We start from the raw sequence: 16,512 nt of genomic DNA on the forward strand, positions 1-16,512 counted from the left end.
ATGGATCTGTTTCACTCGCTTCTGGCAGGCATGGAAACGGCGTTCGCGCCGGTCAATCTGCTCTATTGTTTCATCGGCGTGTTCCTGGGCACCGTGGTCGGCGTGCTGCCGGGCGTCGGGCCGACTGCGACCGTGGCGCTGCTGCTCCCGGCGACGTTTTCGCTCGGCCCTGCGACCGGCATCATCATGCTCGCCGGGATCTATTACGGCGCACAATATGGCGGCTCCACCACTGCCATCCTCCTGAACCTGCCGGGAGAAAGCTCGTCTGCGGTCACCGCCATCGACGGATACCGGATGGCGCAGAAGGGGAGGGCCGGGGCAGCACTGGCGACCGCGGCTCTCGGTTCGTTCTTCGCCGGCACGGTCTCGACGCTGATCATCGCGGTGGCAGCGCCGGCACTCTCCCAGTTTGCGCTGCAGTTCCGCTCGGTTGAATATTTCTCGCTCATCCTGCTCGGCCTCGTCACCTCGGTCCTGCTGGCCCATGGCTCGGTCATCAAGGCGCTGGCGATGATCTTTCTCGGCATCCTTTTCAGCCTTGTCGGCCAGGATGTCGCGACCGGAACCCCCCGCTTCACCTTCGATTTCTTCCAGCTCTATAACGGCATCGATTTCGTCGCCGTGTCCGTCGGCCTTTATGGCATCTCGGAAATCTTGAAGAACCTCGAGGACAAGGAACGCCGTGACGCCATGGTCCACGCGTTGAGCCGGTTATGGCTGACGCGCGCGGAATTTCGCCAGATTGCCGCTCCCGTGCTGCGCGGCACGGCACTCGGCTCCTTCCTCGGCATCCTGCCGGGCGGCGGCCATGTCCTGTCGTCCTTTGCCTCCTACTCCCTGGAAAAGGCGATCGCCAAAAAGCCGGAAGAGTTTGGCGATGGTGCGATCGAAGGTGTCGCGGGACCGGAATCGGCCAATAATGCCGCGGCCCAGACGAGTTTCATCCCGCTTCTGACGCTCGGCCTGCCTGCCCATCCGGTGATGGCGCTGATGATCGGTGCCTTCATCATGCAGGGCATCGTGCCCGGCCCGCAGGTGATCAATTCCCAGCCCGGTCTGTTCTGGGGGCTGATCGTTTCCATGTGGGTCGGCAATCTGATGCTGGTCATCCTCAATCTGCCGCTGATCGGCATCTGGGTGAGGTTGCTGAGGATCCGCTATGACGCATTGTTTCCGGCGATCGTCGCCTTCTCTTGCATCGGTGCCTATTCCGTCGTGTCGAGCGGTTTCGGTGTTTTCCTGCTCGGCCTGTTCGGCCTGCTTGGTTATATCCTCGTGCGCTTCAAGTGCGAGCTTGCGCCGCTGATCCTCGGCTTCGTGCTGGGGCCGATGCTGGAGGAGCATTTCCGTCGGGCGATGATGTTCTCGCGTGGCGATCCGACGGTCTTCCTGCAGTCGCCGATCAGCGTGATCTTCATTCTTCTGTCGCTAGCGGCGCTGGCGATGATGGCAATGCCGGCATTCCGCAGACGGCGCTCGGAAATCTTCACCCAGTCGGACGACTGAGGCGTATAGTCAGCGCCTCAGACGTCGATCGGTTCGTCCACCGCGTAGGTGATCTGCACTTCGCGGGTGAAGATCGCCGTTCCGCTGACCAGCGGCGACATCTTCGCATCGCTGAGCACGAAGTCGCGCACGAGAACCGGAGTGTCCGGCCTGATGGCGAGTTTGGAAGCGGTGGCCGGGACGGCCGCGTCGGCGCGGATGACACCCTTGATGTGTGCTACCGGCCGTCCGGATTGAGCCAGTATGGTGAACATGGGCAGGCGTGACAGCGCATCGATGGTCAGCATCTGCCCGAGCTCTATCGGAATATGGCGGATCTCATGCACCGTCGGGGTGCCGTCGACGACGCGAACCCGTTCGAGGCGAAAGACGTCCTCACCGGCGCCGATCTGCAGCTGTTCCGCGACCTCTTCCGGGCAGGGTATCTGGGTGAAGCCCAGAAGCCGGAATTCGATCTTCGCGCCGCGTTCGATGACCTCTTCGTCAAAAGATTTGACGATGCTGGTGTGCTGGGTCACCCGGATTTCCTTGCGGGCGACGAACGTGCCTTTTCCGGCGATCCGGTTTATCCGGCCATCGGAAACCAGCGCCGACAGGCCGTGTACGACCGTGTTGCGGGTGACGGAAAAACGTTTCGCCAGTTCGGTCTCGGAAGGGAGCAGGTCACCGGGGCCGTACCTGCCTGCCGCGATCTCGGACAGCAGAAAACGTCTGACCTGTAGATAGGCAGGTTCCTTGACCTGATTCATCGGATACACCTTAACTTGACTAGGCAAGTTTAGAGATTCGAAAGAATTAGGCAACGGGCCAATGCCACATTTCTACAATCAATGGCTGTCGGCGCAAGGAGTGGCATTCATCCCGGCATAGGCGCGGCTTTGCTTGAAGCGCGTCACTATCGTTCGGATTGTGACATCGCAATTCGGTTCCCTGTCCTTTGCATGTCTTTATCCCGAAACCGGCGACCAGTTCGGGAGACGGGCTTCAGTCCCGCATGATCCCTTCGAGGACGCGGGCGGCCTGTTTGAAATCCTCGAATTCCATCGCCTCGTCGGGATTGTGGCTGCCATTGGCGTTCCTGATGAAGATCATCGCCGTCGCAACGCCCTGGTTGGCGAACACGGCGGCGTCATGGCCAGCACCGCTTGCCATCTCGATTGCTGGAATATCGAGGAACGCGGCGATTTCGACGAGCCGCTTGCGCAGGCCGGCATCCATGGTTGCCGGCTGGCTGCCGGTCCGCTCTCCAAGCTCGAAGGCGACGCCGGAACTTGACGTGATCGCTGCGGCTCTCGATCTGACGATCTCGTCCATCAGCGGCAGCATCTCGGTTTCGCAGGAACGGACGTCGATACTGAAATCCACCCGCCCGGAAATTTTCGAGAAATCGGCACGACCCGCTTCCGTGGCAAAACAGCCGGCGGTGATCACCAGGTCGCGGCCTTCGTTCTCGAAACGGGTCCAGTCCTCGTCGAGGGCGATCAGCAGCCGCGACGCTGCAAGCACCGCGTCGGCACGCGCATAACGCGGCACGGCGCCGGAATGCGCATAGGCGCCAACCGCCGCCGCGTGACGATAACGCGTGCTGCCGCGAATGCCGGTGACGATGCCGACCGGGATCTCCTGATTGATCAGGTGAGGACCCTGTTCGATGTGAACTTCGACAAAGCGGTCGATCTTCTTCGGCTCAAGGGATGGTTTTCCGGCCGCCAACACCTCGGCGTCGCCGCCCTGTGCCTCGATATGCGAGCGCAGGCTCAGGCCGCTGTCGGCGCGGGTGAGGTCGAGCGCCTCGGGCGGCAGAATGCCGAAGGCGGCCTTGCTGCCCGGATAGGAAATGGGGAACCAAGCGCTTTCCTCGGCCCTGATCGCGATGACGACACAGTCGCGGTCGGGCACGTACCCGGCTGCCTTCCAGGCGGAAAAGACGGCGAGGCCGGAGACGACGCCGGCGGCGCCGTCGAAATTGCCGCCACAGGGGACCGTGTCGAGATGCGATCCGGTCATCGCCACCGGCAATGCGCGGTCGCGGCCGGGATAGGTCACGTAAAGATTGAGTGCTGCATCGACATGCACGGGCAGGCCGAGCGTTTCGGCCAGCGCCCGGACACGGTCATGGGCGCGCTGCTCACCGTCGCCATAGGATGTGCGGGTAAATCCGATTTCCGCAGCACCGTCTTCAGCCAGACCGTCAAACAATGTCTGGGCCAGCAAAAAGTCAGGTTCGATTCGATTGTTCGGTCGAGAGACATCGATCTGGGAATTGTCATAAGTATCTGTATTTGATGCATTTACCTGCATTCTGTCATTCCTCGAACGGCCGCGTTTCCAAGTTTTTTTATTGCGCCGCAAAATTTTGTTGGCATTTCAAATATCTTGGGTCTACCTTTGGTCTACACCTGGTCTAATAAACAAACAAGGGAACGCAGTGTGAAAAATCCAAGTTCAATTTCCGTCTCGCGACGCACCGTTCTGGCCGGCATTGGCGGCCTCTTGGCGGCGCCGGCGATCGTCGGTCGCGCCTATGCGCAATCGTCGGAAGTGATGATCTATTCGTCGGTGCCAAGCGCCTACATGACGAAGCTGGCAAGCGCCTTCAATGCAGCGCAGTCGGAGATCAAGCTCAACGTCTACACTGCTGCGACCTTCCAGACCTACGAGCGCCTGCAGGCGGAAATCCGTGCGGACCGGGTTGCCGCAGACCTTTTCCAGGTGTCCGACCTCAGCTCGTTCGTCGAACTGAAAAACGCCGGCGAACTGATGCCGTATGAAAGCGAGACCTACAGCCACTACCCGGACAGGTATAAGGATCCCGATCATCTCTGGATCAATTCCAGAAGCATGATCACCATGTTCGCCTACAATACCAAGCAGGTTTCTGAAGCTGATGCGCCGAAGAACTGGGATGACTTCGCCAGCTCGAAATGGGCCGGAAAACAGGGCATGGCCAATCCGCGCGTCGATGGCGATGCGTATAACTGGTATTACACGCTGCGAAAGGCCAAGGGCCTCGACTGGTGGAAGCAGTATGCCTCCAACAAGCCGCAGGTGTTTACCGGTCACGGCGCTCTGATCGACAAGCTGAATTCCGGTGAACTGCCGCTGACCGAGCAGCTCGATTACATCGTCTACACCAACATTCGCGACAAGGGTGCACCTCTCAAGGCCGTGTTCTCTCCCGAAGTCGTACCTGTGACCATGACGCCGCTGTCGATCCTCAAGCGTGCCCGTAATCCGGAAGGCGCCAAGAAGGTCTTCGACTGGTTCCTCTCGAAAGAGGGGCAGGACCTGCTGCAGCAGATCAACGGCGTCTATTCCGTCCGTGATGACGCTGCCAAGCTGCCCAACCGTCCGGAGTTTTCGAGCTTCAAGACGATCGACATCGATCCGCAGGATTTCGCTTCCAAGCGTGAGGAACTGCAGACCGAATTCGCCGAGATCTTCGACCTCTAGGGTTTTAATACGTGCTTTCCAGACTGAACGTTCAGGCCGTCATCTTTCCGGTGACGGCCGTCATCCTCGCCCTGCTCGTGCTGGCTCCGCTGGCAACGCTGTTCCTCGGTTCCTTCAGTGCGGACCGGCACACGGCCTTCACGACGGACCTCACATTCAACAACTACCTCACCGTCTTTGCCAGCGCCCGCTATATGACGGCGCTGTGGAATACGGTCGTGATCGGGCTCGGATCCACGCTGCTTGCAACTGCCATCGGCATCACCATTGCCTGGCTCGTTGCCCGCACGGACATGCCGATGCGCTGGCTCGTCCATGGTGGCGTGATCGCGCCGTTTTTCCTGTCGCCCTTCATCGGCGCACTTGCCTGGGGATTGCTGCTGTCACCCAAGATCGGCCTGATCAACCAGGCGCTTGCGCTGATCGGTCTCGGGCCGTTCAACGTCTACAGCATCGGCGGCATCATCTGGGTGATGGGTCTCTATTACGCCCCTTACGTCTATATGTTCGTCCAGAGCGCCCTCTACAATCTCGATGCCAGCCTCGAGGAGGCGGGGTACATGAGTGGGCTGACGCCATTCCAGGTGGTGACGCGGATCAGCATTCCGCTTGTTGCACCAGCCATCCTGTCGGGCATGCTTTTGACCTTCGTGGCCGCTGCCGGCCAGTTCGGCGTACCGGCGGTTCTCGGCGCCCCGACCCGGATCAACGTGCTGACCACCTATATCTACGATCTGACCCACATCACGCCGTCGCGTTTCAACGTGGCCTCGACCCTGTCGATGCTGCTTCTGGTCATCGCCTGTGCCGGCGTCTGGCTGCAGAACCGCATCCTCAAGGGGCGCAGCTACACGACGGTCGCCGGCAAGAGCAGCAGGCCGAAGATCCTGAAGCTCGGAGCGGCCAGATGGCCCGCCTGGTTCTTTTCGGTCATCTTCCTGTTCTGCTCGTCGGCCTTGCCGGTTCTGGTCCTGCTTTATGTCTCGCTGGTGCCCTACTATTCGGGGTCGATCTCCTTCAGCGCCATGACGCTGCATAATTACATCGACATCTTCACCACCAACCAGGTGGCGCAGCGCTCGATCATCAACACGCTCGTCGTGTCGATGGGAACCGCGACCGTTGCCGTGTTTGTCGGCATCATCGTCAGCTGGATCCAGCTGAGGACACGCAGCTGGTACCGCACCGCCGTCGATCTGGCACTGGTTCTGCCGGTTGCCGTGCCGGCTCTGGTGCTCGGCCTGGCGATCCTCGGAACCTGGATCTACGTGCCGCTGCCGGTCTACGGCACGACCTGGCTGCTTTTCGTCGGTTATCTGACCGGTTACCTGCCGTTTGCCGTCCGCTCGATTTCGAGCGTCCACCGGCAGATCGATCCTTCGCTCGAAGAGGCCGGCTCGATGGTCGGTGCCAGCTGGCTGAACACGCTGCGTCACATCACCATTCCGCTCCTGAAGCCCGGCATCGCGGCCGGATGGATTCTGCTGTTCATCATTTTCGTCCGTGAACTTGCAATCTCCATCCTTCTCTATGCACCCGGCGGCGAGGTGCTTTCGGTCCTCATGTACAACCGCTGGGCCGAAGGTGACTACAACGCCCTGTCGGCCATGGCGATGGTTCAGGTCCTGATGATGACGGTCATTATCTTCGTGATCTGCCGCATCTTCAAAATCAGCATTTCCAAGGTAGCAGGCTAAGATGACCTTCCTCGAAATCAACAACATCGAAAAGCACTACAATGACTTCACGGCATTGGGTGATGTATCCTTCTCGATGCCGCGCGGCCAGGTGATCACGCTTCTCGGCCCGTCCGGCTGCGGCAAGACCACGCTTCTGCGTACCATCGCGGGGCTCGAGACGGCTGACCGCGGCACGATAACGCTTGATGGCCGCACCCTGATGGATACGGACAAGGGGGCTTTCCTGGCTCCCGAGCGCCGTGGCATCGGCATGGTCTTCCAGTCCTATGCGCTCTGGCCGCATCTGACGGTCGGTGCCAATATCGGGCTCGGCCTGAAGCTGAAGGGCATGGACAAGGCAAAGATTGCCGCCAAGACTGCCGAGGTCCTGCAGCTGGTCGGTCTGCCCGGTACGGAAGCCCGCTTTCCATCCTCGATGTCCGGCGGCCAGCAGCAGCGTGTCTCGCTGGCAAGGGCGCTGGCGCTCGAACCCGCCTGCATTCTCTTCGACGAACCGCTCAGCAACCTCGACGTTCTGCTGCGCGACCGGATGCGGTTCGAGATCCGCGAACTGCTGAAAGCTCAGGGCATCACGGCGATCTACGTTACCCATGACCAGTCGGAAGCCATGGTGATTTCCGACATCGTGCTGATCATGAACCGCGGCAGCCTCGTCCAGACCGGTACGCCGAAGGAGCTTTACACCAAGCCCCGGACCCGTTTCGTCGCGGAATTTTTCGGCCGTACGAATATCCTCGAAATCGACGCTGCCAAAAGCACTACGGACACGATCGTCACCGTTGAGGGCATTTCCTTCGACCGGACGGATCGCCTCAAGGGTGAAACGGGCACTCTCGTCGGCTTCCGTCCGGAAAATGTCGAGCTGTCGGCATCTGCAAATGGCGGTCAGATGCGCGGCACCCTGTTGCGAATGGTCTATCTCGGCGGTTCGACGCAGGTCGAGGTGGACGTGCATGGCAACACGATCATCGGCATGCTCAAGGGCGCTCCTGATTTAGAGATAGGCAGCCAGATCGGAATTGGTGTAGCCGGAGAGGATCTGATGATCCTGGAGGCGGACTGATCCCATGAATGAAACAGCTAGCGCAAATCTTGCCGGTCGCGGTCTTGTCGATTCCGTTCACCAGGAATTGCTCGAAAAGATCCTGTCCGGGGATCTGCCGCCGAACCAGACCTTGCTTGAACGCCCGGTTGCGATGAGCCTTGGCGTATCGAGAACCGTGCTGCGCGAGGCCTTGCGCCAGCTTGAGGGCCAGCGTTTTGTCGGCCGCCGTGATGATGGATCGCTGTTCGTGCGGCCGATCACGGTGGAAGAGCTACTCGACGTGCTGCATGTCCGCGCACTTCTGGAAAGCGATGCGGCAAGCCGGGCCGCCGGCCGTCTCGATATCGACATGCTGAGAGAGTTGCGCGAACGGGTGATTGCCGTGCGCGACGCGGAAACCCCCGATCTTGCAGAGCATGACCAGATCGACGGAAAGCTTCACGACCTGATTGCCGCCCGCGGTGGCGGGGAAGTCGTGCGCTCGGTGATTTTCGACATGCGTCGCCGCAACCGGATGTTCTCGATGAAACGCATCCCGTCGCGCTTCCTTGCCGTTTGCGAGGAACATCTGTCGATCCTTGACGCGCTGATCGCCGAGAGCCCCGAAGAGGCGGCCTTGGCGGTGCGCACCCACATAAACAACATCCGTGAAAGTGTCATTCAATGGCTGAAGCATACCTGAGGGTCAAATCCGTGGAGGCAGGCCAATGCTCTGCCTCGTAATCCAACCCATTCACCAGGCCGGCATTAAACTTCTCGAAGATGCCGGGCTGACCGTCAGGCGGGCGACCTCCGCTGCCATGGATATCGTCGCCCAGGAAATTGCCGAGGCCGACGCCGTCATCACCCGCAATGCCGGCCTCAACCGCGCCGCGATGATGGCGGCACCAAAGCTCAAGGTTCTGGGCAATCACGGCACGGGTTATGACCCGGTGGACGTGACCTATGCCAACGAGATCGGCCTGCCGATCGTCAACACCCCCTATGCCAATGTCCAGTCCGTTGCCGAACAGGCGATCGCGCAGATGTTTGCCGTCACCAAACGTATCCGCGAAGGTGACCGGGCGGTGCGCGAAGGCCGCTTCGATTATCGTTACGCGCCCGATTTCCACGAGCTTTCCGGCCGCACGCTGGGCATTGTCGGTTTCGGCAAGATCGGCCGCCGCACGGCGGAGATCGCCATGGCCGCCTTCGGCATGCATATCCTCGTCCATAGCCCGAGTGTTCCGGATGCGGAGATCGTGGCGGCCGGCATGGAGCCTGTCGCGACGCTCGATGCCCTGCTTCAGCGCGCCGACATCGTGTCGCTGCATCAGCGACTGACGAGTGCCACGCGCGCGCAGTTCAATGCGGAAAAGCTGGCGCTGATGAAGAAGGGCGCCATTCTGGTCAATACTGCCCGCGGTGCGCTGGTCGATCCGGCAGCCCTGATCGCGGCAGTCGAGAGCGGTCATCTTCTCGGCGCGGCCATGGACGTCTTCGATCCCGAGCCTCTGCCGGTCGATCATCCCTATACGGCATGCGACGGCATCGTGCTTTCGCCGCATACCGGCGGTGCGACCGGTGAAGCGATGGCGCGCACCGCCACCGAAACCGCGCGTCAGGTGATCGACGTGCTTGAGGGGCGTCGCCCCGAATGGCTGGTCAACGCCGAAATCTGGGATCGCCGCCGGTAAAATTCGGCTGCAGGAATTACAATCAAGGAACAGCATCATGATCAAAAGCAATCCGGTCAAGGCTCTCTGGGCCGATGACAAGCCTGCCTTCGGCACCTGGGTTACGCTCTGCCCGCATCCGCGTGTCATCAAGATCTTCGCCGCCGCCGGCTTCGATTTCGTCATCATCGAAATGGAGCATACGGATTTCTCCTTCGAGACCGTTGGTACGCTCGCCATGCTCGCCCGCGAAGCCGGCATTTGCCCGATCGTGCGTCCGCCGGGCACGATGAAACCGCATGACCTGACCCGCCCGCTCGATGCCGGTGCGCAAGGCCTGCTGCTTCCCTCGATCGAGACTGCCGAACAGATGCGGGCTATCGTCCATGCGACGAAATATTACCCGCTCGGCCAGCGCCCGATGAACCTGCGCGGCCCGCATACGGATTATCACGTCGGCAAGCCGGCCGATGTGATCGCTCATGTGAATGCCGAGACGCTTCTGGTCGTGATGGTGGAATCGCAGAAGTCGATCGACAATCTCGACGAAATCCTGGCTGTCGAAGGCGTCAATGCCGTCATGATCGGCCCCGACGACCTGTCGCAGGATCTCGGCATCCCGGGCGAACTGCAGCATCCGGATCTCTACGCGGCCTATGAAAAGATCTTCGCGATCTGCCGCAAGCACAACGTACCCTTCGGCCTCAGCGCCCAGTCGCCGGAAATGGCCAAGACCTGGCTGGAAAAGGGCGCCAAGTGGATCCCTTATCAGAACGACGCCGCCATGGTGTTCAACACCGCCCGCGCCGCCGTTCCGCAGCTGCGTGAGCTCGGAGGACGTTCCTGATGCAAGTCAAGGAAACCAACGGTCTCGGCGTCAGCCCGCAGCAGGTTGCCGGCAAGACGATGAAGGCCGTGCAGATGTACAGCCCTTACGGTTATCGCGGCAAGATCGGCCTGATCGTGCCTTCGACCAACACGGTGATCGAGCCCGAGTTCAACCGCATGGCGCCGCTCGGCGTCTCGGTCCACTCCGCCCGCATCATGCTGCTTGGCCAGGCGTCGGTGGAATCCTACCGCGCCATGGGTGACGAAACCGGTCGTGCAGCCGCCGAACTTGCGACCGCCGAACCGGACATCATCGCCTGGGGCTGCACGTCCGGTTCCTGCGTCGTGCCGCGCGAGGAACTGGAAGGCGCTATCGTCGAGCGGTCCAACATTCCGGCCGTCTCGACCATGAGCGCGCTGTTCGATGCATTGAAGGCTTACGGTGCAAGCACGATTTCACTCGGCACGCCCTATGTCCAGTTCGTCAACGAGACCGAGGTCGAGGTGATCGAGCGCGAGGGCATCAAGGTCGCGTCCTGGTACGGTCTCGGGCTTGGCGAAACCCAGGAGGAGCGTCGCGGGATCGGCCGCGTGCCGCCGGAATCGCTGTTCAGGCTTGCCCGCTATATCGACCATCCGGACAGCGAGGTAATTTTCCTCAGCTGCACCAATCTGGCGACGATCGAGATGATCGAGGCACTGGAAGAGGAGATCGGCAAGCCGGTGATCTCGTCCAACCTCGTTACCTTCTGGGCCTCGCTGCGCCGCATGGGCATCAAGGACCGGATCGACGGTTTCGGCAGCCTGCTGCGCGACCACTGACCTTTGACGCGGCGCTTCGTCATCCGGCGGAGCGCCTTTAACCCCACCTGCCGACAGTGGTCGAATGCCGACCGGCTGATCGCAAGACAGATGATGACACCCCCATGCGTTCACTTTTCCATCTCGCCTATCACGTCACCGATCTCGATGCCTCGCGCCGCTTCTACGGCGATGTGCTGGGCTGCGAGGAAGGCCGCTCGACCGATACCTGGGTCGATTTCGATTTCTTCGGTCACCAGATCTCGCTTCATCTCGGCAAGCCGTTCGAAGTCACCCGCACCGGCAAGGTCGGCGATCATATGGTGATGATGCCGCATCTCGGCGTTGTCCTGCCGCTCGACGACTGGTTCACGCTCGCCGACCGCCTGCAGAAGGCCGGCATTGCTTTCGATATTCCGCCGGTCGTCCGTTTTGAAGGTGAGCCGGGCGAGCAGCGCACCATGTTCTTCTTCGATCCGAGCGGCAACCCGATCGAGGTCAAGGGTTTCAAGGATTTCGACGGCGTTTTCGCCCACTAGCCGGACACCCCGCGCAAACCCCGGCGCCTTCAGCAGCCATGTGTCATCCAGGTGACGCATGGCTGTTGTCGTTTAAGCTGGGTCGCCCCGCCGTTAGCAGATTGACAAACATTCAAACGATTGAAAAACAATAAGTTTACCGGCCGTGATCGTGGTTGAAGAATCTTTGGCGACTCCTTGTTGACACCTAACATGTTAGTGCGATAGCGTTAATCATTCAGTGGAGGAGACCATATGAAACGCTTCGGACTTTCCGTCGCCCTGACGACGCCGTTCAACGATGCCGGTGATATCGTTATCGACATGATGATTGCACAGGCCAAGCGCAGCTTGGCTGCCGGCTGCGCCAGCTGCACGCTTTTCGGCACGACCGGCGAAGGTTCGTCGATCGGCACCCAGGAACGCGAAACCGTACTCTCGGCCTTTATCGACGCGGGGATTGCGCCTGACCAGATTGTCGTCGGCGTTCTGGTGGATGCGGCGGAAGACGCCGCACTTCAGTCGTCCCAGGCTCTGTCCAGAGGTGTGCGCAACATCCTTCTGGCACCGCCATCCTATTTCAAGAATGTCAGCGACGACGGTCTGTTCGGCTGGTTCTCGCAGGTTTTTAAGGCGCTCGGCGATCAGGCACGCGATATCATCGTCTACAATATCCCCTCGGTCACCATGGTGCCGCTCAGCGTGTCGCTTGTCGGCCGGCTTGCCCAGGCTTTCCCGGGCGTCGTCACCGGCGTCAAGGATTCCTCCGGCGACTGGCCTTACACGCAGGAACTTCTGAAAGCCCATTCCGACCTCATCATCCTGATCGGCGACGAGCGTCATCTTGCCGCCGGCACGCGCATGGGTGGTCAGGGCGCGATTTCCGGCATGGCCAATTTCGCACCGCTGGAAGTCGGCGCCATGGCCAATGAAGGCCGCGACGACGATCGCGTCGTCGATTTTGTTGCCGAACTTTTGAAGTTCCCGGTCACGCCGGCGGTAAAAGCGATGGTGGCGCGTATGCTGGATGACGAAAACTGGCTTGCAGTTCGCGCTCCGCTGCTTTCTATATCGAAGGACGGACAGAAGCAGCTTGGTCTGGTCTTTGACGGCCTGTTCCGGACAAAGGCGGCCTGAGGCCGAAAGGGCTTGAGGCCAGGAACAGGACGATGATCGACCAGCGCAACGACCAGTTGACGGAAGAGCCGACGCTCAGGGAGAAGGCTTATGAAAGCTTCACCCGGCATCTCCTGGCGCGCGATGTGCGTCCGGGGCAGTTCGTTTCGCAACGTCATCTGGTCGAGCTGACGGGCCTCACACTTGGCGCCATCCGCGAGCTTATTCCGCGGCTGGAGGCCGAGGGCCTGATCAAGACCGTGCCGCAGCGCGGTCTGCAGATCGCCCATATCGACCTGAACCTGATCCGCGAAGCTTTCCAGCTGCGCCTGTTTCTCGAAAAGGAAGCGGTCGCCCTGTTCGTCCAGTCGGCATCTGACGAGACGGTCGAAAAGATCGTCCGTCAGCACCGCGAGGTCGAGGAGGCAATTTCGTCAGGCAACGAAACACCCGAAATCGATGCCTGGGCTCAAGCCGTGGACTGGGGCATGCACGATGCCTTTGTCGCCGCTCTCGACAACAGCATCATCTGGAATGTCTATCGGGTCAATTCGATCAAGATGCGCCTGATCAACCAGGAGCGTTTCCGCATCAACGGCCGTGTCGCCCCCGTCATGGGTGAGCATATGGCCGTGTTGAAAGCAATCCAGTGTCGCTCTGCCGACGGTGCCGTCGAGGCGCTCGTCAAGCATATCGGCCACGCGAGGGATCGTGCCTTGAGAATCTAATGCAGTCAAAACCGGGATGAGGAGATCCCGGTGAAACCAAGAGGAGGAATTCATGACATCTTCATTCTTTACCCCGACACGCCGGAGCTTTCTGGCAGGATCGGCAGCCATCGGTGCCGCAGGCCTGATCGGCTCGCGCCCGGCATCTGCCGCCGTCGACTGGAAACGCTTTGCCGGCACCACGCTGGAAGTGAACCTGGTCAAGAGCCCGCGCGGCGAAACAATCCTGAAATACATCAGTGAGTTCGAGGCGCTGACCGGCATCAAGGTCAATGCCGAGGCAACGCCGGAACAGCAGCAGCGCCAGAAGACGACCATCGAGCTTGCCTCCGGTCGCCCGAGCTTCGACGTCGTGCACTTAAGCTACCACGTGCAGAAGCGGCAGTTCGAAAAGGGCGGCTGGCTTGCCGATCTTTCCGGCTACTTCAAGGATCCGGCGCTCACCGATCCGTCGCTGGTCGAAAGCGATTTTGCCGAAGCCGGTCTGAAATTCGCCAAGGATAGCGACGGCAAGCTGCGCACGCTGCCTTTCTCAGTCGATTACTGGATCGTCTACTGGAACAAGGAACTCTTCGAAAAGAAGGGCCTCAAATATCCGACGACCTTCGAGGAAATGGTAACGGCTGCCGAAGCGCTGACCGACAAGTCGGCCGGGACCTACGGTTTCGTCGCCCGCGGCCTGAAGAATGCCAATACGCCGGTCTGGACCTCGTTCATGCTCGGCTATGGCGCAACCCCGCTCGATGCCAGCGGCAAGCTGAACACGACGTCCGAAGGTGCGGTCGAGGCCGCAGCGCTTTACCAGCGGCTGATGACCAAGTCGGCGCCCGTCGGCGTATCCGGCTTCAACTGGGCCGAAGCCCAGTCCGCCTTCCTGCAGGGCAAGATCGGCATGTGGTTTGATGGCGTCGGTTTCGCACCGCCGATCGAGAACCCGGAAAAGTCGCGCGTCGTCGGCAAGGTCGGTTACGGCGTCATGCCGGCAGGCCCCAAGGCCCAGGCGGCTGCCACGACCGGCGACGGTATCGGTGTCACCGAGGCCAGCAAGAACAAGGAAGCCGCCTATCTGTTTTGCCAATGGGCGATCTCCCACGAGATGGGTGCCCGCCTGCTGCAGGCCGGTGCCGGCGTGCCCTTCCGTCAGTCGATCCTCGAGGACGCCAAGGTGCGCGAAGGCGTCAAGATGCCGGCGGCCTGGGTCGATGCGGTGGTTGCCTCCGGCAAGATCTCGCAGCTCGCACTGCCGGTCATCATCCCGGTCACGGAATTCCGCGACATTTACGGGGTCGGCCTCACCAACATGATCGGCGGCGCCGATCCCAAGAAGGAACTGGAAACGGCAACCGCTCAGTTCGAGCCGGTGCTTGCCCGAAGCGAGGGATAATGGCTTCCGTGACCATAGAACCCACTGCGGCCCGGGATGTGGCCGCAAAGGGGAGCAAGCCGCCAAGGCTTGCTCCCAACTACTGGCCCTTCGTCGTGCCGTCCCTGGTGGTGATCGGCGCGGTGATCGTTTTCCCCTGGGTCTTTACCCTGTGGATGAGCGTCAATTCCTGGACACTCGGCCAGGAACAGACCTTTGCCGGTCTCGACAATTATATCCGGCTTGCCGGCGACATGCGTTTCTGGGAATCCATGTGGCACACGCTGGTCTATACGGCGCTGTCGGTGATCGCTCCGCTGATCCTTGGAACGCTGGCCGCTTTGATCTTCGACGGCGAGTTTCCGTTGCGCGGTTTCCTGCGCGGTGTCTTCGTCATGCCGATGATGGCCACACCTGTGGCGATCGCGCTGGTCTGGACGATGATGTACCATCCGCAGCTCGGCGTGCTCAACTATCTCCTGTCGCTGGTCGGTATCGGCGCGCAGGAATGGATCTATAACCAGTCGTCCGTCATTCCGGCGCTGGTTCTGGTCGAGACCTGGCAATGGACGCCTCTGATCATGCTGATCGTGCTTGGTGGCCTCGCAGCCGTTCCGCGCGAACCTTATGAAAGTGCCGAGATCGACGGTGCCAATGCGTGGCAGAAGTTCCGTTACCTGACACTGCCGATGATCGCGCCCTTCCTGATGATCGGCGTCATCATCCGCTCCATCGATGCGGTCAAAAGCTTCGACATCATCTACGCGATGACCCAAGGCGGACCGGGCACGGCGTCGGAGACGATCAACATCTATCTCTACAACACCGCCTTTTCCTATTACGACATCGGTTACGGCTCGGCCATGGCGGTTGTCTTCTTCTTCGTCATCATCGCGCTGTCCTTCGTTCTGATGATGGTTCGGGCGCGTACCAACTGGTCGGATATGGAGGATCGCTGATGCCCGCCAAACTCAATCATCGAACCTGGAACCGTCTCGGCCTGTTTTTCGTAGCCTTCGTGATGATCTCGCCGGTCATCCTGTTCTTCGTCTGGATGATATCGCTGTCGCTCAAATACGAGATCGACAACGGCGCCTATCCGCCGATCCTCATTCCCGATCGGATCGCCTGGTCGAACTATGCCAAGGTCTTCGAGGAGAACAATTTCCTCCTCTATTTCTGGAATTCGATCCTCGTCACCGGTGCCGCGACCCTGCTCGCGCTGGTGATCGGTGTTCCGGCGGGTTACGGCATTGCAAGGCTGAAGGCCGAAAAGGCGGCGATGGTGATCATGATCGCCCGCATGACGCCCGGCCTGTCCTTCCTGATCCCGCTGTTCCTGCTGTTCCAATGGCTGAACATGCTGGGCACGCTGTGGCCACAGATCATCATCCATCTGGTCGTCACCGTGCCGATCGTCGTTTGGATCATGATCGGTTATTTCGAGACGACCCCGAAGGAGCTTGAGGAAGCCGCCAGCATCGACGGCGCGACCTCCTGGCAGGTCTTCCGTCTCGTCGCCCTGCCGATCGCCAAGCCCGGCATCGTCGTCGCCTTCATCCTGGCGGTGATCTTCTCGTGGAACAATTTTGTCTTCGGCATCGTGCTCGCCAGCCGCGAAACACGAACCCTGCCGGTGGCCGTCTACAACATGCTCTCTTTCGAACAGGTCAGCTGGGGGCCGCTGGCTGCCGCCGCACTGATCGTCACCCTGCCGGTTCTGGTGCTGACCATGTTTGCCCAGAAACAGATCGTCGCAGGCCTAACCGCCGGCGCCGTCAAGGGCGGCTAAAGAG

General features: G+C 60.5%; 16 protein-coding genes. 14 read left to right on the forward strand and 2 right to left on the reverse strand.

Annotation, left to right across the window (positions count from 1 at the left end; all coding sequences use genetic code 11):
- A complete protein-coding gene (locus AC2GXZ_RS28020) occupies window positions 1-1,509 on the forward strand; it encodes a tripartite tricarboxylate transporter permease (RefSeq protein WP_483762536.1) in 1,509 nt (502 codons plus the stop codon).
- A 17-nt stretch (window positions 1,510-1,526) separates the two neighbouring features.
- Here the strand turns inward: AC2GXZ_RS28020 and AC2GXZ_RS28025 are convergent, their stop codons facing one another.
- Together AC2GXZ_RS28025 and AC2GXZ_RS28030 are read right to left on the reverse strand one after the other, a co-directional pair.
- The gene (locus tag AC2GXZ_RS28025; protein WP_483762537.1) at window positions 1,527-2,258 is read right to left on the reverse strand and encodes a GntR family transcriptional regulator; all 732 of its coding nucleotides are present in this window, start codon (window positions 2,256-2,258) and stop codon (window positions 1,527-1,529) included.
- Window positions 2,259-2,493: 235 nt separating this feature from the next.
- A complete protein-coding gene (locus AC2GXZ_RS28030; protein ID WP_483762538.1) occupies window positions 2,494-3,810 on the reverse strand; it encodes a Zn-dependent hydrolase in 1,317 nt (438 codons plus the stop codon).
- Window positions 3,811-3,939: 129 nt separating this feature from the next.
- Here AC2GXZ_RS28030 and AC2GXZ_RS28035 point away from each other — a divergent pair, with 129 nt between their 5' ends.
- From AC2GXZ_RS28035 to AC2GXZ_RS28095, 13 genes are all read left to right on the forward strand, one after another.
- Window positions 3,940-4,962 carry an ABC transporter substrate-binding protein gene (locus AC2GXZ_RS28035; RefSeq protein ID WP_483762539.1) on the forward strand — a complete coding sequence of 341 codons (1,023 nt, stop codon included), beginning with the start codon at window positions 3,940-3,942 and terminating at the stop codon, window positions 4,960-4,962.
- 11 nt (window positions 4,963-4,973) lie between these two features.
- Window positions 4,974-6,659, forward strand: a complete 1,686-nt coding sequence (locus AC2GXZ_RS28040) for an ABC transporter permease (protein WP_483762540.1) — start codon at window positions 4,974-4,976, stop codon at window positions 6,657-6,659.
- A 1-nt stretch (window position 6,660) separates the two neighbouring features.
- Window positions 6,661-7,725: an ABC transporter ATP-binding protein gene (locus AC2GXZ_RS28045; protein ID WP_483762541.1), complete on the forward strand. Its 1,065-nt coding sequence runs from the start codon at window positions 6,661-6,663 to the stop codon at window positions 7,723-7,725.
- Window positions 7,726-7,729: 4 nt separating this feature from the next.
- The gene (locus tag AC2GXZ_RS28050; protein ID WP_483762542.1) at window positions 7,730-8,389 is read left to right on the forward strand and encodes a GntR family transcriptional regulator; all 660 of its coding nucleotides are present in this window, start codon (window positions 7,730-7,732) and stop codon (window positions 8,387-8,389) included.
- Window positions 8,390-8,414: 25 nt separating this feature from the next.
- The gene (locus tag AC2GXZ_RS28055) at window positions 8,415-9,383 is read left to right on the forward strand and encodes a hydroxyacid dehydrogenase (RefSeq protein ID WP_483762543.1); all 969 of its coding nucleotides are present in this window, start codon (window positions 8,415-8,417) and stop codon (window positions 9,381-9,383) included.
- Window positions 9,384-9,420: 37 nt separating this feature from the next.
- Window positions 9,421-10,209 (forward strand): HpcH/HpaI aldolase family protein, encoded by a 789-nt coding sequence (locus tag AC2GXZ_RS28060; protein WP_483762544.1) that lies wholly within the window; start codon window positions 9,421-9,423, stop codon window positions 10,207-10,209.
- The gene (locus AC2GXZ_RS28065; RefSeq protein WP_483762545.1) at window positions 10,209-11,012 is read left to right on the forward strand and encodes a maleate cis-trans isomerase family protein; all 804 of its coding nucleotides are present in this window, start codon (window positions 10,209-10,211) and stop codon (window positions 11,010-11,012) included. Before AC2GXZ_RS28060 ends, AC2GXZ_RS28065 begins: the two co-directional genes overlap by 1 nt.
- Window positions 11,013-11,116: 104 nt before the next feature.
- The gene (locus tag AC2GXZ_RS28070; RefSeq protein ID WP_483762546.1) at window positions 11,117-11,530 is read left to right on the forward strand and encodes a VOC family protein; all 414 of its coding nucleotides are present in this window, start codon (window positions 11,117-11,119) and stop codon (window positions 11,528-11,530) included.
- Window positions 11,531-11,764: 234 nt separating this feature from the next.
- Window positions 11,765-12,646 (forward strand): dihydrodipicolinate synthase family protein, encoded by an 882-nt coding sequence (locus AC2GXZ_RS28075; protein ID WP_483762547.1) that lies wholly within the window; start codon window positions 11,765-11,767, stop codon window positions 12,644-12,646.
- Between the two features lie 32 nt (window positions 12,647-12,678).
- Complete coding sequence (locus tag AC2GXZ_RS28080; RefSeq protein ID WP_483762548.1) at window positions 12,679-13,353, forward strand: GntR family transcriptional regulator; 675 nt, start codon at window positions 12,679-12,681, stop codon at window positions 13,351-13,353.
- A gap of 52 nt (window positions 13,354-13,405) precedes the next feature.
- Window positions 13,406-14,737 (forward strand): ABC transporter substrate-binding protein, encoded by a 1,332-nt coding sequence (locus AC2GXZ_RS28085; protein ID WP_483762549.1) that lies wholly within the window; start codon window positions 13,406-13,408, stop codon window positions 14,735-14,737.
- Window positions 14,737-15,675, forward strand: coding sequence for a carbohydrate ABC transporter permease (locus tag AC2GXZ_RS28090; RefSeq protein ID WP_483762550.1), 939 nt, complete (start codon window positions 14,737-14,739; stop codon window positions 15,673-15,675). Before AC2GXZ_RS28085 ends, AC2GXZ_RS28090 begins: the two co-directional genes overlap by 1 nt.
- Entirely contained in the window at window positions 15,675-16,508 is an 834-nt protein-coding gene (locus tag AC2GXZ_RS28095; protein ID WP_483762551.1) for a carbohydrate ABC transporter permease, read from the forward strand. The genes AC2GXZ_RS28090 and AC2GXZ_RS28095 overlap by 1 nt, the downstream gene beginning before the upstream one ends.
- Window positions 16,509-16,512 lie beyond the last annotated feature (4 nt).

This window comes from Aliirhizobium sp. YIM B11859, assembly GCF_057163345.1.